Here is a 20,534-nt window from a genome sequence, read left to right as displayed (position 1 = left end):
GCCCTTTATTTTTACGCTAGGTATGTTCGGATTAGAAGTCGATCCGAGCGCCGGCGTAGAAGTAACGCCCGAACGTATCGTACGGATCACCTGCCCCAACGCCCAACTGACCAAACGGAGGCTTAGTATCGAACAGGTTGTCGACACCGACATACATGTTGAACGCGCGTTCTTCATCGACCGTGAAGTTCACGCGTACGTTATGATAGAACCTGTTCGGGAAGTACGGGTCATCGAACTGATCCACGTTCGCCGGATCGAGAGTGGTGAGCTCTCCCGGAGTACAGGCCCGTTCGGTAAACCCGGTTACACCCGATGTGGGGCAACGGCCCGTATACGGGAAAGCGTTCTCATATGCGCTCTTGGTCATCTTATCCAAGAAGCGCACCGACCAGGTCAAATCGACAGGACCGAAATCGTAGTTGGCGTTGAACGAGGCTGCCCATGCAGGATCGCCCAGTTCGCTCTTTACGCGGTTCGGGACTTCACCATCGGTTGGATCTTCGTAGAAATTGAGATCCAGCAGATGGGTCGCAATCGCCCGAAGCGTCAAGCGGTGGTTGTTGTCGAACGTATGCGCATACTGAAGATCGAAATCGATACCGCGGGTTTCACGGCTAGCGAAGTTGATCCCGCTGGAAAGCACAGCTGGTTCGATGAACAGTCCGGTTGCCGGATCGCGCTGTACAGTAGCGCAAAAGACATTGTTCACACCGTTCGGGTTGTCATAGCAGTTGTTCAGGATCGTCTGGGCGCCCAGTACGGCAATCTGGTTTTCGATCTCGATATCGTAATAATCGACCGTGAACGTCAGGCCAGGGACAAACCGCGGCTGGAATATTACCCCCAGCGTGAGCGACTTACCTTTTTCTTCCGTCAGTTCAGGGTTGCCGCCAGAAAGATAGCCGGTCGACGCCGAGCGAGCGAGGCAGTTCTGGAACGGCGTGCCCACCGCGCCATTGAATGCGGTTCCGTTACAAGCTTCAAACACAGCCTGATTTACAGTCGTCGGAACACCGGCCGCGGCGCAGTTGGCAGCGCGGTTTGGATTGTTCGTGATGTTCTGCGAATCGCACGGATCGGCCAACTGCGCGAAGTTTTCCGACGGAGTCGAGAAAAGGTCGCTCTGGGTCGGAGCACGAACCGAGGTGGCGTAGCTCGCACGGAAACGAATATCCGGAATTGGTGCGTAATAACCGTTCAGATTGTACGAAAACGTCGTGCCGACATTGGTGTTGTAATCGGACACGCGACCGGCTGCGCTGAAGGTCAACTCATCCGCAAACGGCATATTGGCCAGAACAGGAATGTTCAACTCGCCGAATGCTTCCTTAACCGTGAACTTGGGCGGCGCGAACGGCTGGATGGCATTCAGGAACGTGCCGCCTGACTGAACGAGTTCATCATACGCACTGTAAGCAGTTTCTTCGCGATACTCGGCGCCGATCGCAAAGCCTACCGGACCACCTGGAAGTTCGAAAAGCTGCGACAGGTCACCGGCAACCGATGCCAACGCTACGAACTGTTCAGCCCGTTCCTCGCGGGTCGTGGTGGTGTTGACAAAGTCGAGCGCCTCTCGGCTCGGCGCACCATTACCGAAAACGTTGATCGGTACGCAGTCCGGGCGATCATTGGTGGGATCGGCATCAGCGTTCACACCGCAGACGATCTGGCCGGCTGCGTTACGACGCGCATCGATGGCGAGAAGGAACCCGTCAAGGTTGCCCTGAGTGTCGAAAAGAACGAGGTTGTTCAGCGAATTCAGATTGGACTCGAAGCGACCGTAGTTCAACGACAGTTCGTAATTCCAGTCACCGTTGAAGGTACCCTCGACACCACCGACGATGCGGTAGGTTTCACGAGTTTGTAGTTCGCCGCGTCCGCCGAAGTCGACATTGAAGCGTGAAATATTGAACGTTCTGCCATCCGGAGTTGCTCCGCAGAAGCCTACGGCCGTTAACTGGCCGAATGCCTGTGGATTCAAGAACGGATTGTCGCAACGCAGATTTTGAATGGCATCGAACTGTTCTTGCGTGTTGGCTAGGTTCTTGAGCGAGCCTTGGAAGAAGCTGGGCTGACCTTCCTGGAGTGCTTCAACGTGAACGTATTTCGCTTCGACAAACGGGCGAAACGCATCGCTGACGTCGTAGTGCGCGAGAAGGTTAATGTTGTACCGCTCAAGGCCTGCCGCCAACTGACCTGTGTTGCGTAGCGTTGAGCCGGTGCCGCCGATAACGTTGCCGGTATAGCTACCAAGCGGATCATCCGGAACGTCGCGGAAAATGTTGCCGTTACGATCAAAACGCAATGCGCTTCGGTCAGCGAACACGCCCAGCGTGCCGCCATCTGAAATCGAATTGTTGCGAACCCCACAGAGTTCGCCGTTGTCGGTGATACCGTCCGTGCCGAAAGGTTCGCCAGCAGTGGGTTCGACCAGGTTATACTGACAGCGACCGCTATATGCGCCGGTCAGTTCGTCACGCTGATTGAAAAACAGCGGATCGGTCTTCGCATATTCGGCAGCGACCGAGATATTGCCGCGACCGTCTCCGAAGTTCTTGCCGTAAACGCCGGCAATGAAGCGGCCAGCGCGGTCTCCGCGCTCGGAAATCCCGGCTTGGCCACGAAGAGAAAGACCTTCGAAATCGCGCTTCAAGACGAAGTTCACGACACCCGCCACAGCGTCAGAGCCGTAAACAGCCGAATTACCACCGGTAACGATATCTACGCGCTCGAGCAGATCGACGGGAATAGTGTTGGTGTCGACGAGATAATCGCCTGGTAAGGTCGTAACGTGCCGCTTGCCGTTGACCAGCACGAGGGTGCGGCTGACGCCCAAGCCCCGGAGGTCGAGCAGGTTGAGCCCGGCTGTACCGATAAAGCGAGTGGAGTTGCCTTGGCTGTAGGTCGTGCGCAACGAGGGCAGATCGTTGAGCGCGTCACCGAGGGAAAGTTCACCCTGATTGGTAAGCTCACCTACGTTCACGGAAGTCACGGGGACCGGCGAATCAAGGTTCGGACGCGAAATACGGCTGCCGGTTACCAGGATCATATCCCCGGCGGGCGCAGCGTCTTCAGCCTGCTCTTCCAAAACGTCGTCGCTCGGATCGGTATCGGTATCTTGCGCCAGCACTGGCGAGGCAAAAGCGAGAGCGGCGAGCCCTGCGCTGCTGAACAGTGCGGCCCGTCCACCAAAGGCGGAAAAGGTCTTTTTCATCTGATTTAGTCCCCTACTAGAACCGGAGGAACCGGCTCATAGGGGGGTTGAAGCAAGGACAGCCCTTTTGAGCAAGACATGGAGCGGCAGAATTAACGCAATTGTCGCAGTTACATGGTCGCCGTATCAAAAATGTCACATTAGGCCGTGGCCAATTATCGTACCCTGCTTCCTTTCACGCCACTCTGGTCGCCAATCCGTAGATAATAAGCAGACAGGGCCCCGCTTTTGATTGTCAGCTTGTCACCCGCCTTCGGCTCGAGGAGGCGGCGTGGTACATCGGAGATTCGCCAAACTGCGCCTTCAGCCGTGCGGATCGTATAACTGGTGCCGTAAGTGCCGCTCACCGCTGCGATCGTCGTTTCGATCTCATTGATCTCTTCCTCTTTTTCGCCATCCCCTTTCTCAAATATCCCCAGATCGGGGAGGGAGAAGCCGAAGAGACCGCGGCGCGTTTTGCGGACAGCCTCGCGATCGACGACCCGAAGGTCTCCTGCCGCCTCTGCACTCAATATCTCATTTGCAGCGCGGTCGAAACACACCAACCGGGCAGACGAGTCGGTTTCGGCCTGACACGCTCTCAATGATTGCAGAAAAGGATTGTCAGCCTCGCTATCCTGAGCATTGGCCGGCACCGAGACAAGCGTAAGGGCAAGTGCCATTGCAGCAACGCCGCCTCTGGCTGCCGAAAGTTTCCAGGCGGTGCGGTCGTTGGTAGTCATTTGTTTTCTCCCTACCGTTTCGCGAGGCTCTAGCCCAAGACGGCGTTGCTCGGGAAGGCCGATTAGGGTTTTCTGAAAAGTCGTGATATCAAGGTATTGCAATTTGGAGGATCGCAAGATGAAGTTTGCCGCAGCATTTTCAGCCATCGCAATATCAATTGCAGCGCCTAATGCGCTTTTCGCACAGGATACCAATAAGGTTAGTAGCTCGACTGAGGAACTGACTGTTGGGTCGAACAAAGAGAAGGTAATTTGCAGACGTGATAAGGTTGTTGGCTCGCGTCTGAAGTCTGAACGCATTTGCAAGACGGCCCAGGAGTGGCAACGCGAGAGGCAATTGCAGCGTGAGCATGTCGAACGCGGACAGAACCAACGTACTGCTTCCGCCGGCGGTTAACCCTTCGGATATATGGGTTATGTGTCGGCATAGCCCATTTTATCTACCCAAGGTTTCAGGATTGGCATGACCGGCCGCAACTGCTCATTATATCGTTTCCACCGTCCTGTAGCACGGGTATAGAGCTCTTCGCCTATTTGCGAATAGCTGGCCGTGCGAACTCTACCTCGCTGACGCGCTGTTTCGGTATGGGCCAGAAGCCGGTCATCCCATTCGAGACCGAGCCAATCGATCAAAGGCTCGAGTTCTTTGCGAGGATTTTCAACAAGCCTCTCGTATCGTACCGACGTCCAGTCGATCGGAAAAAGTTCGATGGCTCGCGTCCATGACGAAAAAGCTGCATCATAGGTTTTCGCCGCTTCCTCGAGGTCCGTGAAGCTGCGCATTGCGTGGTTGAGATTGAAATTTGCCATGAAGGTGCTGAGTACGACGTCATATGGGTGCCGTTCAGCCAGAATGATGCGAGCATTTGGGAATAAACGATGGATAGCGGGCAAACGAACCATGTTCAGCGGATGCTTGTCGACGATCCATCTATCTGTGTCCGCGCCAAACCGGCGGGCGTCCGCAAAATAGTTCTGACGCAGTTCGGCTATGGTCGAAGCTTCCAAATGACCCGGATGATGATCGCCCATGTTGCGGACTACACCGGCCATCATGGGGCGTTCCTCCAGAACTGAAAGCTCTTCAATTCCCATTAGCATGGTGTCGAGAAGCGTGGTGCCCGAACGCGGGAAGCCAACTATAAAGATGGGATCTCGCAATCCGTCTTCTAGGCCGGTAATCTCTGTGAAGTTCTCAGCCCAGTCCGATGTCCATTTCTCAAGTTCGGCTTGAACCTTCTGCCGGAAGCTGGGGCCCGTAGGAGGAGGGTAAGCTTTGAGTGATTCCGCATTCATGCGAGCGAATGCATCGAAAGCCGCAGACGAATTGCCCAAACGATCTTCGATCCCGGCAATGAGGTGAAAGCGAGCGATGGGATGAACGGTCTCCGGAATCGCGGTGGCATGCCGTGCTGCTTCGTCAAATCGACCATCGCGACGAGCTTTCCAGGCCCAGAGAAACTCTGCTTCAGCTGGAGCGTCCGCCGTATTGTCGGCCTCTACCAACTCCGCCAGATCTTCGAGAAGATTAAGCGATTCGTAAATCAAACCGAGTTCGATCTGCGCGGGGCCAAAGTCTGGCGACAGTTCAATGGCTCTCTTTAGCGTGGTGATCGCGGAATCGAAATCTTCGACGCGGGCATAGGCAATCCCGAGTTCCGTTAGGACAATCGGGTTGTCCGGGGCGATTTCGCGTGCATCCGTCAGGACCTTTAAATGGGGCTCGCGGCGGTCGGCGTTGCGCAAGACCTCTGCTAGATTGAGATAAATCGGGATGTCGGCAGGAGCCAGGGTGATCGCGCGTTCAAATGCCGCAATCGCTTCCTCGACTTCGCCCAGGTTTGCCAGCACATTACCGAGATTGTTATGCGCTGCGAGATCGTTCTCATCTGCCTCGACGCATCGACGGTATGCAGCAGCTGCTTCTGCCAAGTGACCTTTTTTCTGAAGCACGAACGCTTCCACGCGCGTTAACCGCGGATCGCTCTGATCCTTTGAGAGGGCAAGCGCAGCGTCGAGATCCCCCGTGGATACCAGCGCGTTAGCCAAGTTGACTCTTGTGGCGATATCGCCTGGGTCGATCTTCAGCAATTGCTCGAGGTGCGGAATCGCTTTGTCGTGATCTTCCAGCCTTTGCGCAGCCATCGCAGCGACCGCGTGCCACGGACCTTCTTCGCCAACTGGCCTGGGGCCGCGATCGATAAGGGACAGGACACCGTCATTGTCACCTTGGCGAAGCTTCATCATCACTGCCATCATTTGCGAAGACGGCTGTCGCCTGGTTTGGGTCATCCTGCTTTACTCTGTCTTGGGCGAGCAACGTCGAACGCCACACTCATGCGTTCGCCGCTCGGGAAGGGCCGCGTACCATGCCACATGGTGGAGGGGAACAGTACCAATTGCCCAACTTTCGGCTCGACGAGCTTGTATGGCGCAAGCGAAGGCGCAAGTTCGCGGCATTCTCCGAGGGTAAGCCAACCGTCATGCTGATCAGCGGTGGTCGATTTCGGGGGCAACGCGACATAAAAAGCGGAGCTTAGCCAACCTTGGCTGTGAACATGATCCACATGATGCCCAGTCTGACTCAATCGGACTGACCAAGAACCCGAAATTCGCCGTGGCTCACGATTTTTCAGTAAGGTTGGGTGATTGGCTTGGAAGGCCGGGAGCTGCCGAACATGTTCGTCGACGGCTGCCATCAAAGCGCGGCGCAAGCGGCGAAACACTGGCTCTGTCCGGAGGAGAAGATTGCCATCCGTTTGCGTGCCGCCCCGGACTGACTGGTCGAGCGGTTCGGCCTTGCTTACGTGTAGTTCGCGCAGTCGCTTTGCGAGACCGTTCATGTCGCCAAACTTTTTCGCGATGTTGTAGGTCCCTATCAGCCTGGGATCTCCTTCCAGCCACTGCCAGCGCTCGTCATTCAACAGACGCCAGGCAAGCGACAGATAAGGCCAGAGCATGTGATCGCGGTCCATGCCGACTAGAGGTTCAAGCAGTGATGCGGCTTCTCGAGGGCGCGAGGCCCTTATCAGATGTCGCGCATAGAGCGACGCATCTTCGATATTCGTTGCTAGATTGCGTTTGCTAAAATTCGCATCCGCCTCGGCGATCCAACCCAGTTCAGATTGAATATGGCCGGAAAGGATCACTAGCCAATCTTCCTCTCCGAAGTTCGCAGCTGCTTCGGCAACTGTTGCCGAAGCGAGCTCAAGGTCACGCGCTTCCAGGGAGAGAGTGATGAATAAACGTGTGAGTTCGCGGGACTGCCGCAGTTCAGTACTTTTTTGAGCAAGCCGATGAAGCGGCGGGAGGCCCATCTGACCGCGCAAATGGGCCAAGTCGCGTTGCCCCTCTGACCAAAGCGGGTTTGCGTCAGTTATTCGCTCCAGAAGGGCAATCGCTTCTGAGGAGCGGCCTTCGTGAAAAAGGGCTGATGCCAACCCTTGAAGGACGGTTCCGTCTTGCGGTGCAAGTTGGCTGGCTCGCTCAAATAGGGATATCGCAGGATTACCGGCCTCCAAGGCAGCTCGAGCATATGAATGCGCCATCAGCGCATTGCTGGGCGATATCCGACAGGCGTCCCTGAACGCAGATAACGCAATATCGCTATCCCCGCAGGCGCGAGCGGCCAAGCCTAACAGCTGATGCATGCGTGGGTCGTTCGCAAAATTCTTCGAGAGTTTTTGAGCAATCGGCAGCAACAACTCGGGGAAGTCTGCCTTCAATAAACGAACGCCGGTGGAGAAGGCCGCGTCTGGGTCGGAGTTTGGAAATTGGCTGACGATATCCATTGCTTCCTGCTTGGTCATCGCACTTGCTTCCTAAGCCCAAAAGAAAATGGCGGACCCGAAGGCCCGCCATTCCTTTTCTAGATGTCGGTACGCTTAGAAATCAAGCGTAACGCCTGCGTAGATGTAACGTCCGAGGGCGTCATACACCTGCGAGAAAGTGTTGCCGTTACAGAAACCAGCTGGGCAGGCCTGCTGACCGGTAAGCGGCGGCGACTTGTCGAGGATGTTGTTCGCACCAAGACGGAAGTTGTAGTTGTCGCCAACTTCGAAGGTGAACGCCAAGTCGAAGTAGTTCTGAGCATCGAACCCAGCGATGCCCGGAGGCGTCGTAGCGCTCAGGTTGTCCAGATCGACAGCTCCGAAGTGCCTCCAGCGAACCGAAGCGCCTACACCGTTGGTGAAATCGAACCCAACGCGGGCCTGATGGCGCCATTCCGGGGTCGGCGTACCGCAGATGTTGCCGTACAGACCAACGCATTCGGTGTCTTCGAGACCGGGCACGCCCGGATTGAACCGGTTCGAATCCAGCCAGGTGCCAACGAACGAGAACGACAGACGACCAGCGCTACCGATCTGACGGTTATAACCGGCCTGAACGTCGATGCCCGAAGTGGCGAGCTTACCAATGTTCTGCGAAAGGTCTTCCACATAACCGTTCGACGAGCGCCATAGCGATCCCGAACCGTCACGAACTACCAGTCCGCAGAAGAACGGGTCAGCAGTGTCGCGGTCGCACTGTTCAAGGATCGTGTCGGCACCGATGCCCTGGATCGCGCCTTCAACCTTGATGTTGAAGTAGTCGACCGAGGCACTGAAACCCGGCAGGAAGGTCGGCTCGACAACCACACCTACGGTGTAGGTATCAGCGATTTCCGGAACGAGGTCAGGGTTACCACCGATCAGGCCGTTGTACTGGCTGGCAGGGTTCGGGGCAACGATATCACCAACTTCCAAGCCGGAGGCAAGACAGCCGATGTCTCCGGCCGCAATCGGAGCGCCCGAGCACGGATCGGTCGAACCGTCCAGAGCGACACGCTGCGGAGCGAACAGATCCTGCACCGTCGGCGCACGCACCGCACGGTTGTAGCCGGCGCGGAAACGGATGTCGCGGATTGGGGCAAGTTCACCTTCGATCTTATAGGTGTCGGTCGTGGCTCCGGTGCTGTAGTCCGAATAGCGATAACCACCAGTCAGATAGAATTCCGACAACCAGCTGTCCTGAACGATCGGCAGACGAACTTCGGTGAAGAATTCCTTCACGTCGAACGATCCGGACACGGGAAGCGTCGGTGCACCCTGGCCAGCGAGATCGCCAGTCTGGAAGGAGATGTCGGACTGGAAGTCTAGGCTTTCCTTGCGGTATTCCGCACCCAAAACAATCCCGACGCCTTCCGATGCCCACGGCGACTGAATGCCATAGTTTCCGAGAGCACCCGAAACATAGGCCGACGCAACCTGTTCACTGACGATACCGCGCGAGAAGCCCGGGACTGCCAGATAGTTGATTGCATCTGCCGACGGAGCGGAAGTGCCAGGCGAGAAGATGTCGTAGGGTACGCAGTTGGGATCGGTCCCATCAACGACAGAACGACAAACTGCATTGCCAGCACCATCATCCACGACGTCGAGAGCGCGCTGGAGGCGCGACACCGAGAAGTCGTTCAGATAGGTCTGAGCGAAATTGGTCCGGCCGTAGAGGTAATAGGCATCATACGACCATACCGGATCGAGATCACCACGCAGACCAAGGACGGCGCGGTAGCTGGTGTGCTGGAGATCGTCCTGACGCGGGCCACCTTCGACGTTACGACGCAGGATCTGTGCCGCACCGCGCTGGTAGGCAGTGCCAGTCGCGTCCACGAATGTGAACGGCGCTTCACCCGTATTGCCAACGACGTCGAACGCACGGTCCGGATCGGGGCTGACGAGCAGGTTTTCGGTGTCGCAGAATACACCCAGTTGCTCAGCCGAAAGAAGCGGATTGTCGCAGTTGATCGAAGTCGTGTTGCCGAAGTTACCGGATTCGGCAATCTGCGCTACCGTACGGTCATCCATGAACATGAATTCCATGTACGGATGCAGGGCGGGCGAGATTTCGTAATCTGCAAACACGCCTGCCGTGTAACGTTCGTCCGGACGCTGATAATAATTGCGCGGAGCGAAGTTATAAGCGGTCGTGCCAGGGAGCAGCGTGCGGTTGGGACCGAACTGACCGGCTGTAGACGTGAAGTCCGGATCGCCAGGAAGACCCGTTGGGCTGTCGAAATAGAACACGCTGCCGTTCGGCGATGTTGCCGAGCCACCACAGGTGTAGCCACCTGCCGCTGCACCGGACAAAGCGCAAGCGGAATAGTCGCGCTTGTTCTGCGTGACCGGGTTGATCTTACGGTAGCCGACATAGCCCATCGCATGGCCACGACCATCGTCGAAGCTCGAGCCAAAAGCCAGAGTTGCGTCGAAGGTGCCGCCGTCAGCGCCCATGCCGCGCGGATACGGGAAGCCGCGTGCGTCAAGCGCATTTGTGACGTCCGAACCGGCACGGTTGTTGTGATTGTAGAACGAATATTGCGTGTCGAACTTGAAGCCTTCGAATTCGGTATCGAGAACGAAGTTCACAACGCCGGCAACAGCGTCCGCACCGTAAACCGATGATGCACCGCCGGTCAGTACGTCTACTCGCTGGATCATTGCAGCCGGGATGACGTTGATGTCGGCAGCCGACGTGGACGGGTCACCCGGGACGAGGCGACGACCGTTGACGAGAACCAGCGTACGCTCGGCGCCGAGTCCGCGAAGGTTCAGCGTTGCGGTACCCGTTGAGCCGTTCGAAACCGTTGAGCCCTGGCCGGCGAAAACCTGCGGCAACGAGTTAACGAGGTCTTCCACGCGGGTGGTACCCGTCTGGGCGACTTCAGCAGCGCCAACCACAGTCACCGGGCTAGCCGATTCCAAGTTGGGCTGCTTGATGCGCGTACCGGTTACGAGAATCTGGTTTCCAACTGCACCGTCTCCGGTAACTTCGGCGCCTTCGACCGGACCGACGACGGTCTGATCGTCGCTGTCCTGCGCCATCGCCGGCTGCGCAAGAAGCGCAAGACCGAGAACGGCGGGTGCCGCACTGGCTTTGAAATAGGTTTGGAGTTTCACTCTGATAATCCCTCTATTGATCGACCGACCCCTGAGTGTCGGATCTCCAAGGAACCCCTGCGAGGAAATTAGAACACGTCAGAGCAGCGCTCCTACGTATATCCACTCCCTCCAGCGGATTGCGCCATGTGCCTTTATGGTCGCGCCGAATGCAAAGGTTTTGTTACATTCAGGGCGGTTTGGCGCCAAGGGTGTGACGCCGATGTCACACACGGTCCAATGGGCGTTTTGGTCGAAAATTTCGCCGAAATAAGCCGTTGCGCAAGACTCGATAAGTTGACCAGTGCGCCGGTTGACGTTCACGTAAGGCGGCCCTAGGAAACCGGTTCCTAATCGAAACCTAACGCTGTTACAGTTGTATGACGAGAGGATGACAATGCCCCAAGCCTACATAGTCGAAGCCGTCCGTACCGCCGGGGGGCGCCGCGGGGGTCGTCTTGCCGGGGTGCACCCGGTTGATCTCGCTGCGAAATCGCTGGACGCGATCATGGAGCGCAGCGGTCTCGAGGCCACGGCCATCGACGATGTGGTGATGGGCTGCGTCAGCCAGGGCGGCGAGCAGGCGATGCAGGTCGGGCGCAACGCGGTGCTCGCGTCAAAGCATCTGGGCGAGGGTGTTCCTGCGGTCACGATCGATCGCCAGTGCGGCTCCAGCCAGCAGGCGATCCAGTTCGCCGCGCAGGCGGTGATGAGCGGTACGCAGGATGTCGTGATCGCAGCAGGCGTCGAAAGCATGAGCCGGGTGCCGATGGGTTCGACCGCCATGTTCCACATGAAGGAGGGCCTGGGTAACTACAAGTCGCCGGGTCTGGAGGAGAAATATCCCGGCATCCAGTGGAGCCAGTTCATGGGTGCCGAGATGATTGCGCAGAAGCACGGTTTTTCGAAGGACGATCTTGATCGCTTCGCCTTTGCCAGTCATCAGAAAGCGATTGAGGCCACCAAGTCGGGCGCATTCGACCGGGAAATCGTCGGTGTCGAGATCGATACGGCCGAGGGCGAGGAATGTCACACGGTCGATGAGGGCATCCGCTTCGATGCGACGCTCGATGGCATCGCGGGAGTCAAGCTGCTCAGCCCGGAGGGTAAGATTACCGCGGCCACCAGCAGCCAGATATGCGACGGCTCCAGCGCGGTTCTCGTCGTGTCGGAACAGGCGCTGAAGGACTACGGCCTGACGCCGATGGCGCGGATTCACAACCTTACAGTCACTGCCGGCGACCCTGTCATCATGCTCGAAGAACCGCTGTTTGCGACCGATCGCGCCCTTCAGCGCGCCGGTATGAAGATCGGCGACATCGATCTCTACGAGGTGAACGAGGCATTCGCCCCTGTCCCGCTCGCCTGGCTTAAGCATACCGGAGCCGATCCGGACAAGCTCAACGTCAATGGCGGTGCGATTGCGCTGGGCCATCCGCTAGGGGCGTCTGGCACGAAATTGATGGCCACGCTCGTTCATGCGCTGAAAGCGCGGGGCAAGAAGTATGGCCTGCAGACGATGTGTGAAGGTGGCGGCGTTGCCAATGTCACTATCGTCGAGGCGCTTTGACGAAGCGCGCCAATCCGGCCAAAGCCGGAAAGCGAAATTCAGTTTCGAACCCGTGCGAGAATGATACCGGCCATGGCCGGATCCTATAGAGTGATTGAGAGGAATATTCATGGAAGTCAGTAGCAATACCCCCGCAGTCGTCACCGGTGGGGCCTCCGGCCTCGGCGAAGCCACCGCCCGCGCAATTGCCGCGAAGGGTGCGAAGGTCGCCATCTTCGACATGAACGAAGAAAAGGGCGAGGCGGTTGCCAAGGACATCGGTGGCATCTTCTGCAAGGTCAACGTCACCAGCGATGAAGATGTCGATGCGGGTTTTGCCAAGGCGCGCGAGGCGCACGGCCAAGAACGCATCCTCGTCAATTGCGCCGGTATCGGTAACGCGATCAAGACCGCCAAGCGCGACAAGCAGAGTGGCGAGATCAGCCATTTCCCCCTGTCCGCCTTCGATTTTGTCATCCAGGTGAATCTCGTCGGCACCTTTCGTTGCATCGCCAAGTCGGCGGCCGGCATGATGACGCTCGATCCGCTGTCGGAAGACGGTGATCGCGGGGCGATCGTCAATACCGCATCGGTTGCGGGCGAAGATGGCCAGATGGGTCAGGCCGCCTATTCCGCGTCGAAAGGCGGCGTCATCGGCATGACCCTGCCGATCGCACGCGATCTGATGAGCGAAGGCATTCGGGTGAACACGATCCTGCCCGGCATCTTCAACACCCCGCTGATGAACGCGGCACCTCCGCAGGTGAAGGAAGCGCTGGCGGCCAGCGTCCCGTTCCCAAAGCGCCTCGGCAATCCCGACGAATATGCCCGGCTGGCCATGACCATGATCGAATGCGGCTATTTCAACGGTGAAGATGTCCGCCTCGACGGCGCGATCCGGATGGCGCCGCGGTGATCCGCGCCATCGGACTTTCCTACTCGCCCGATCTCTGATTGGGTTCAGCTGATGATGGTCCGCCGTTCCTCTTTCGCGTGCTTCGACAGCGATTTCGGGAACGGCGGATTTTTTGCGCCTGGACTGTGTAACATGCGGTCCATGTGTTCTGTGACGACGACGAACGGAGCGCCGAATCGATGACCGAATTCACCCAGATCAAGCTCGATACTGCCGACGGTATCGCCACCCTCACGCTCTCCCGCCCCGAAAAGATGAACGCTTTCACCGGCGTCATGATGCAGGAGATGATCGATGCCATCGACATCACCGATGCGGACGACAGCGTGCGCGCCGTGATCGTGACGGGCGAGGGTGATCGTGCATTTTGCGCCGGTGCCGACCTGACGCCTGACGAAGGTGCGGGCAATGTATTCGCGCGTCACGATCCGGTCGACGATCTTTCGGATACCCGCGTTCGCGACGGCGGCGGCCGCCTCGTCCTTCGCCTGTTCAATTCGCAAAAGCCGCTGATCGGTGCCTGCAATGGTGTCGCGGTGGGCGTGGGCGCGACAATGCAGCTTCCCTTCGACATGCGCTTGTGCAGCGACAATGCGCGCTTCGGCTTCGTCTTTGCACGGCGCGGGATCACGCCGGAAGCCTGTTCGAGCTGGTTCCTGCCGCGGCTCGTGGGCATGCAGACGGCGCTGGAATGGTGCATGACCGGGCGTATCTTCGATGCCGGGGAAGCGCGTGAGCGCGGTCTTGTCCGTTCGGTACATCCCCAGGGCGAACTGATGGATGCGGCGGTGAGCCTGGCGCGCGAGATTGCTGACAACACATCCGCCGTGTCTGTAGCCATGACGCGGGCGATGCTGTGGCGACTTTCCGCGACGGACCATCCGATGATGGCCCACCGGATCGACAGCCGCTCGATCTACCGGCTCGGCAAGAGCGAGGACAGCAAGGAAGGTGTCCGTAGCTTCCTGGAAAAGCGCGCTCCTGCCTATCCGGACACGGTCAGCGCAAATATGCCAGATTTCTATCCGTGGTGGGACGAACCAGGGTACGAATAGTTTCGCTTGAGACGGTCACAGTCGTAACGGCCTTGCCAAGGCGAACGCGGGAATCCAAGGTCGTCGGCATGTCGAAACACCAGCCTGCCCAGCGCCTTGCAGAGTTCCTGCCTTATCAATTGTCCATCGCTTCGAATGCCGTATCGACGCGCATCGCGGAACAATATCGCAAACGGTTCGCGCTGAAGACGACCGAGTGGCGCATCATGGCGGTGCTGGGTGATCATGGCGCGCTGACCCAGCGCGAGCTTTCGCAGCAGACGCTCATGGACAAGGTGCCGGTCAATCGAGCATGCAAGCGACTGGAGCAGCGCGGTCTCGCCCAGCGCTCTCCAAACGCCAGCGATGGCCGCTCGCATCTGCTCGAACTGACCAGTGAAGGGCGGGCCGTGCACGCCGGCATCATGCCATTGGCCCTGAAGATCGAGGAGGAGCTGTTTTCCGTGCTGAGCGAGCAAGAACGAGTGGATCTACTCGATATGCTCGGGCGCGTGCGCGACCAGGCCGGAGACTTCGACGCGGAAAGCCTGGCCGACTAAGGCTGTCGACCAGGGCTTTCAGATCAGTTACGAGTTGACCGGCTAGCCAATGCCGCCGCTGAAAGCGTCGGCAATCGAACAAGCCGCCGGGCCGAGAATGACGATAAACAGCACCGGCAGAATGAACATGATCAGCGGTACGGTCATGATGGCAGGAAGGCGCGCGGCCTTCTCTTCTGCGCGCATCATACGTTCGTTGCGGAACTCGGCCGACAAGACACGCAGCGCGGAGGCCAGCGGTGTACCATAGCGCTCTGTCTGGATCATGGTCGTGACCACGCCCTTCACCGCGTCGAGGTTCACGCGGTAGGCAAGGTTGTCGAAGGCCTTCTTTCGTTCGTTGAGGAAGGACAGTTCGATCGCGGTCAGCGTAAACTCTTCGCCGAGTTCGGGATAGGCGCGGCCCAGTTCGCGAGCGACGCGGTTGAACGCCGCATCAACGGTCAGCCCGGCTTCGGCACAGATAACCAGAAGGTCGAGCGCGTCGGGCAGCCCTTTGCGAATGGCATCTTCGCGTTTCTTGGCGATGTTGCTGAGATAGATTTCGGGACCCTTGTAACCCAGGAAAAGGGCCAGGCCGAGCGCTGCGACGCGCTTCATCTGCCAGTCGGGATAGACCTCAACCAGATAGAGCATGACAAAGGCAAAACCGCCCAGCAGGATCGGAAGAACGGCACGCAGGCCGATGACGACGATCGCCAGTTCCTTGTTGCGGATCCCGGCATGGGCGAGTTTCTGCTGTACGCCTTCGATCTGGCTTTGCTGCAGCACCTTCATGCTGCCCAGCGTGTCCTTGATTCTCTCGGTCGTGTCCGTCTTGCGAACCAGGCTTTGCCGTTTCTTGGCGCTCGACGTGACGAGGCCAATCTTGAGTTCTTCGCGACGACCCTCGAGGGCTCTGACCCGCTTGGCCATCGGATCCTTGATGGTCACCGCGGTGTAGATCGCAAAGACGACTGCCGCGGCAGCAATGCCGACAAGGATCGAGCCGACGACATAGACGTCGAAGCCGAGGAGGGTGGGGCCGGTCACGGGGTCCATTGCTCTAGTCTTTCCTCAACTCAGATTTCGAAACTGACCATCTTGGCCATGATGAAGCCACCGATACTCATCCATACGAGGCCGCCCAGTCCGGTGACGATCAGGCGATCGTCTTCGAAGAAGCCGCCGATATATGTTGGATTCACCCAGTAGATCAGAACGAAGACGATGAAGGGCAGCGATCCGACAATGTAGGCAGACGCCTTGGATTCAGAGCTCATCGCCTTGATCTTCAGCTTCATCTGCGCGCGCTTGCGCAGCACGTCCGAGAGGTTGGAAAGCGTTTCTGCAAGGTTACCGCCGGTTTCGCGCTGAATGGCGAGGGTAATGCAGAAGAAATTGAACTCCGCAATGCCCAGGCGATCGGCGGTCGCCTGCAGCGATTCCTCCATCGTCCGGCCGATCTTGGTCCGTTCGACGATGCCCTTAAACTCTTCACCCACCGGACCTGGCACTTCCTGTGCGACAACCGAAAGCGTTTCGGTGACGGGCAGGCCCGAGCGCAGACCGCGAACCAGCAGTTCGATGGCATCGGGGAACTTCTTGTTGAAGTTGTTGGTCCGCTTTTTGATTGCGCGATTGACGATGAAATGGGGAAGCCCTGCACCGACCAGTATCCCTACGCCGAGCGAAAGCGGCAAGGACCCGCTCCGCAAGAAAAGTAGCAGGGCGACCACAAATCCCAGGCCAAGCGAGGCGTAGGCATATTGGCTAAGCGTCCAGCCCTTGCCGGTACGGTCAAGGCGGTTGGCCAGAGCTTCGATGCGCGACCCCGACCCGGCTACTTTATAGGCCGTCGGGCGGCGGGCAGCGATGGCCTTCTTCAGCTGCGATTCGACCTTTGTATCCGTGCTGTCCGAATGGCGGTATCGCACCTGCTGCAAACGCCGTTGGCTGGCCTTTCCTGCGTCAGGGCCGGAGAACAGAACATAGCCGATCGCCAGTAGGGCGAGGATACCCCCTGCCATCAATGTCAGCTGGATTATGTTCATGCCAAACTCCGTCCAAACCTAATGCGCGCGAGCCAAAAACTGCGCGTCGTTACTGCACGGGTTCCTTGACCCGCGTGTCTTTCTTCTTCGCCAGAAGGCTCTTGAGATCGAGATTGCCGAGAAGCGATTTCTTGGCGCCGCCGCCATTGCCGGCCCCTGCGATATTCTCGTCACCGGCACCAATGACCTGAGCGGAAAGCTGCTTGATCGCGGCCGTCGCTTTCGATCCATTGTTCGCATCGACGAACGTCTTGCCCAGTTTCGCGGCATTGGCGGCGGCCTTCTGATCGAAGGGCACCATCACGTCGATCTTGCGTTCGATCGACGCTTCGAAGTCGGCCTTGCTGATTTCGGCGACACCCGGCTGAACCTTGTTGGCGACGATCACGACCTGCGAATGCGGTGCGTTGTTCTTGAGCCACGAAAGGATACGGATGGTATCGCGTGCCGATGCGAGTGACATTTCCGTTGCCAGTACGACGACGTTCACGTCGTTGAGCAGGTGCGGGAAATTGATCATCATGTTGCGCGGCATGTCGAGCACGGTCATTTCGAACGTGTGCTTGAATTCTTCCTGCAGTTGCATGAAGGCCGAGCCATCCGTCATGAGCGGCTGGTTGATCGGAGCTTCCGCGGAGAGAATGGCCAGGTTGTCATTCGCCCGGATCATGGCGCGTTCAATGAACAGGCCATCGATACGACTGGGATTGTCGATTGCATCGGTCAGTCCGCGTCCCGGTTCGAGATCCAGCGTAAGCGCACCGGTGCCGAAGTGGACGTCCAGATCGAGCAACGCTGTCGGCATGCGCTTCTCGGACGAGAAGATCCAGGCGAGCGACGTTACGATTGTCGATGCGCCGACGCCGCCGCGTGTGCCGATGACGGCAGTGGAAACGTGATGCTTCACACCTTCTTCTTCGCCCCCGCGCGGAGCCATGAAGACGGCCTGCGCCTGGTTGAGGGAATCCCGCAGCATGCCGGCGGATAGCGGCTTGAGCAGGTAGTCATGAATGCCGCTGGCGAGCAGATCCCGATACAGACGGACATCGTTGACCTGTCCGATCGCGATAACGACGGTTCCCGGCTCGCAGACTTCTGCAAGCGCATTGATGTCGTTCAGCGGGTCGCCACTTTCGGAAAGATCGACCATCAGGATGTTCGGGCTGGCCGATACCGACAAGGACTGGATTGCGTTGCGCAGTCCGCCCTTGTTGCATTTTTCAGGTTGCCAGCCGAGTTCGATCACCACCGGACGAAGGACGTCGAGGGCGTTTTCATCACAGATATAGGCCGCAAAAGGATCGCGGTTTCCGGCCAGACCGGGTTTCAGTGAAGCGCTCATGGCTGGTTAGCCTCCTTCTTGGGTGTTGACTTCGGCCAGTCCGCCGGTTGCTCCGGTCGGCGCCAGATCGCGATACGCCTTGATGGCCTTGGTAGAGGTGCTGACGACCGTTTCGCCGGTGCCTTTCTGGCCGGTGATGAGGTCTTCCGGATTGGCGACCATTGCCGCGAGATTACCGTTCACACCGCAGCCATAACCCGGTGATGTCGCATTCGTCGGGTTGTGTTCGCCATTGGCCGACCAGTCAGGGCATCCCGGAACACTGGCGGTCGAGCGGGTAACGACAATTCTGACCTGACCAGGGTTCACATACCCTGCCGTCACGGGTGCTTCTTCGCTCATTAGTACGCCGTGCCGACCCGCAAGCGCAGCCAAGTCACGCTTCACAGCCGGGTTGACGCTCGGATCGTCGATCGAGACGCGGTCGCCGTAACCCAAATTCATTGCATCGAACCAGTCCGCGATGCGCTGCTGCTCGCTAACCGCCAGGCCATCGCCACCGGCACTGGCATCCAGAGTGAAATTGGTGCGTTCGACTACCGGTTGGTGCACGCTGTACAGCGTGCGATTTTCAGTCCCCATGCCTCCGCATGCGCCAAGCACGAGGCTGAGCGAGACGGCCAGAGATCCGGCGAGCTTGCGATTGGTTGCCTTTGCCATTGTACTGGTCTCCCTTAGTCGAAGCTGAAGCCGGGCTTGGCCGACGCCGTGCGCTCATTGCGGCGCGCATCGGGCTGGAGGGCCGCCTGCGGTTCGCCATTGTTCATAGGCTGGCCGCCAGAGATGCTGGGCTCGCCCGGCGCGGTTTCGACCGCCCGCGGCTTCGGCCGTTCACCGCCCGAAACGCCATCGCTCTGCTGGAAGCCGAGCAAACGCTGAAATTCGTCCGGTTTGCGGAAGCCATCGGTCGGCAGATGGATGTCGTTCGCATCGACGGGCTTCACGAGATACGGTGTCACCACGATCACCAGTTCGGTTTCGCCTTTGCGGTAGGTGGTCGAACGGAACAGGTTGCCAAGGATCGGAATGTTTCCGAGGCCCGGGGCCTTGTCGATCGTGTTCGTGGCATTGTTGGACAACAGGCCCGCAATCATGAAGCTCTGGCCCGAACCAAGTTCCACCGTCGTTTCTGCACGCCGCGTTACGAGTGCCGGAATCTGGAAGCCTTCGAAGACAACAGCACCCTGGCTGGAAAGCTCCGATACTTCCGGACGTACCCGCATCGAGATGCGCCCATTGGCGAGCACGGTGGGCGTATAGGCGAGGCTTACGCCGTAGTTCTTGTACTCGATGGTGGTAGTGCCGAGACCCTGACTAAGGGGGATCGGAAACTCACCGCCCGCGAGGAATTCTGCCGTTTCGCCGGAAAGAGCGGTCAGGTTTGGCTGCGAGAGCGTCGTCACGAGCCCTTCGTTTTCAGCGAGGTCCAGCGCAGATGCGATATCCAAGCCAAGGAACCTGCCAAATCCGCTCAGCGTCGTGCCGGGCGTGATCTGATCGACGATGTTGTAGCCTTGACCCTCAAGGTTTCCGCCTACAGCGACCGGACCGCCGGGGGTAATCTGTGCAAAGGCACCGCGCCCCTGGCCGATACCGAACTTGAAGCCGCTCGAACGATCGACAGATGCGAGATTGACCCCAATCGCACGCACGAAGCTGCGGCTGACTTCGGCAATACGCACTTGCAGATTGACCTGCAGCGGAGTCGCCATACGCAGGCGGCTGATGACATTCGATTCCGTGCCGACGAAGGCTTCGACAAGACGCTGCGCTTCTTCGGCATCCTCCGGAGCGGCGACCGTCCCGGTGAGCAGGATGACATTCGACCCCATGGTGGCGACCGAAATGTTGGCTTCGGGCATGGCGAGGGCGAGTAGCTGGTCGATACTGCCGATATTCGACCCGACGCGGACATTGGCGGACCACACGATATCGCCGGCATTATTGCTGGCGTAGATCGTCGTTTCGCCACCGGCCTTGCCGAAGACATAGAGCTGACGTTGCGATTTGACCTGGACGTCGGCGATATCGTCGTCGGCGACAAAGACATCGGCCATATTGCCCGGTACATTGACCAGTTCACCGCGACCGATGGACAGAACGATCTCGGAGTTGGGACGAACCACAGACTGGGCAGTGGCAGTGGTAACCGGGGCTGCCGCCAGCGGCGTCAACGCCAGGCTGGAGAGCAGGAGTTTCGTTGTAAGGCGACGTGTCATGGAATTGCCCCCTGAATGGCGTTCC

General features: G+C 58.4%; 14 protein-coding genes. 4 read left to right on the top strand and 10 right to left on the bottom strand.

The features are described from left to right. Positions 1-31: 31 nt before the first annotated feature. The 5 genes from K3177_RS08340 to K3177_RS08320 all read right to left on the bottom strand — a co-directional run bounded on the left by K3177_RS08340 (position 32) and on the right by K3177_RS08320 (position 10,877). Positions 32-3,217 (bottom strand): TonB-dependent receptor domain-containing protein, encoded by a 3,186-nt coding sequence (locus tag K3177_RS08340; RefSeq protein ID WP_221597872.1) that lies wholly within the window; start codon positions 3,215-3,217, stop codon positions 32-34. Between the two features lie 155 nt (positions 3,218-3,372). Beyond that, a complete protein-coding gene (locus K3177_RS08335; protein WP_221597871.1) occupies positions 3,373-4,239 on the bottom strand; it encodes a hypothetical protein in 867 nt (288 codons plus the stop codon). A gap of 114 nt (positions 4,240-4,353) precedes the next feature. Next, a complete protein-coding gene (locus K3177_RS08330; RefSeq protein ID WP_221597870.1) occupies positions 4,354-6,084 on the bottom strand; it encodes a tetratricopeptide repeat-containing sulfotransferase family protein in 1,731 nt (576 codons plus the stop codon). Between the two features lie 143 nt (positions 6,085-6,227). Further along, complete coding sequence (locus K3177_RS08325; protein ID WP_221597869.1) at positions 6,228-7,748, bottom strand: putative 2OG-Fe(II) oxygenase; 1,521 nt, start codon at positions 7,746-7,748, stop codon at positions 6,228-6,230. Positions 7,749-7,823: 75 nt separating this feature from the next. Further along, positions 7,824-10,877, bottom strand: a complete 3,054-nt coding sequence (locus K3177_RS08320) for a TonB-dependent receptor domain-containing protein (protein ID WP_345725375.1) — start codon at positions 10,875-10,877, stop codon at positions 7,824-7,826. Between the two features lie 376 nt (positions 10,878-11,253). Between K3177_RS08320 and K3177_RS08315 the strand changes: the two genes are divergently transcribed. The 4 genes from K3177_RS08315 (at position 11,254) to K3177_RS08300 (ending at position 14,915) form a co-directional block, all read left to right on the top strand. Next, entirely contained in the window at positions 11,254-12,426 is a 1,173-nt protein-coding gene (locus K3177_RS08315) for an acetyl-CoA C-acetyltransferase (protein ID WP_221597868.1), read from the top strand. 109 nt (positions 12,427-12,535) lie between these two features. Then, positions 12,536-13,321, top strand: coding sequence for an SDR family NAD(P)-dependent oxidoreductase (locus K3177_RS08310; RefSeq protein WP_103022541.1), 786 nt, complete (start codon positions 12,536-12,538; stop codon positions 13,319-13,321). A gap of 179 nt (positions 13,322-13,500) precedes the next feature. Beyond that, complete coding sequence (locus tag K3177_RS08305; protein ID WP_221597867.1) at positions 13,501-14,376, top strand: crotonase/enoyl-CoA hydratase family protein; 876 nt, start codon at positions 13,501-13,503, stop codon at positions 14,374-14,376. A 68-nt stretch (positions 14,377-14,444) separates the two neighbouring features. Then, a complete protein-coding gene (locus tag K3177_RS08300) occupies positions 14,445-14,915 on the top strand; it encodes a MarR family winged helix-turn-helix transcriptional regulator (RefSeq protein ID WP_103022542.1) in 471 nt (156 codons plus the stop codon). A 42-nt stretch (positions 14,916-14,957) separates the two neighbouring features. Here K3177_RS08300 and K3177_RS08295 read toward each other — a convergent pair whose 3' ends face one another. From K3177_RS08295 to K3177_RS08275, 5 genes are read right to left on the bottom strand one after another with little or no spacing between them, the layout of a single operon-like run. Next, positions 14,958-15,956 carry a type II secretion system F family protein gene (locus K3177_RS08295; RefSeq protein ID WP_221597866.1) on the bottom strand — a complete coding sequence of 333 codons (999 nt, stop codon included), beginning with the start codon at positions 15,954-15,956 and terminating at the stop codon, positions 14,958-14,960. Positions 15,957-15,976: 20 nt separating this feature from the next. After that, positions 15,977-16,948, bottom strand: coding sequence for a type II secretion system F family protein (locus tag K3177_RS08290; RefSeq protein WP_221597865.1), 972 nt, complete (start codon positions 16,946-16,948; stop codon positions 15,977-15,979). A 49-nt stretch (positions 16,949-16,997) separates the two neighbouring features. After that, positions 16,998-18,290 (bottom strand): pilus assembly protein CpaE, encoded by a 1,293-nt coding sequence (locus K3177_RS08285; protein ID WP_221597864.1) that lies wholly within the window; start codon positions 18,288-18,290, stop codon positions 16,998-17,000. Between the two features lie 6 nt (positions 18,291-18,296). Continuing rightward, positions 18,297-18,950 (bottom strand): CpaD family pilus assembly protein, encoded by a 654-nt coding sequence (locus K3177_RS08280; protein WP_221597863.1) that lies wholly within the window; start codon positions 18,948-18,950, stop codon positions 18,297-18,299. 14 nt (positions 18,951-18,964) lie between these two features. Beyond that, the gene (locus K3177_RS08275) at positions 18,965-20,509 is read right to left on the bottom strand and encodes a type II and III secretion system protein family protein (RefSeq protein ID WP_221597862.1); all 1,545 of its coding nucleotides are present in this window, start codon (positions 20,507-20,509) and stop codon (positions 18,965-18,967) included. Positions 20,510-20,534 lie beyond the last annotated feature (25 nt).

The organism is Qipengyuania pacifica (genome assembly GCF_019711555.1).
GTDB lineage: Bacteria > Pseudomonadota > Alphaproteobacteria > Sphingomonadales > Sphingomonadaceae > Qipengyuania > Qipengyuania pacifica.
The sequence above is the reverse complement of the archived record's forward strand: the minus strand, read 5'-3'. Positions and strand labels throughout refer to the sequence as shown.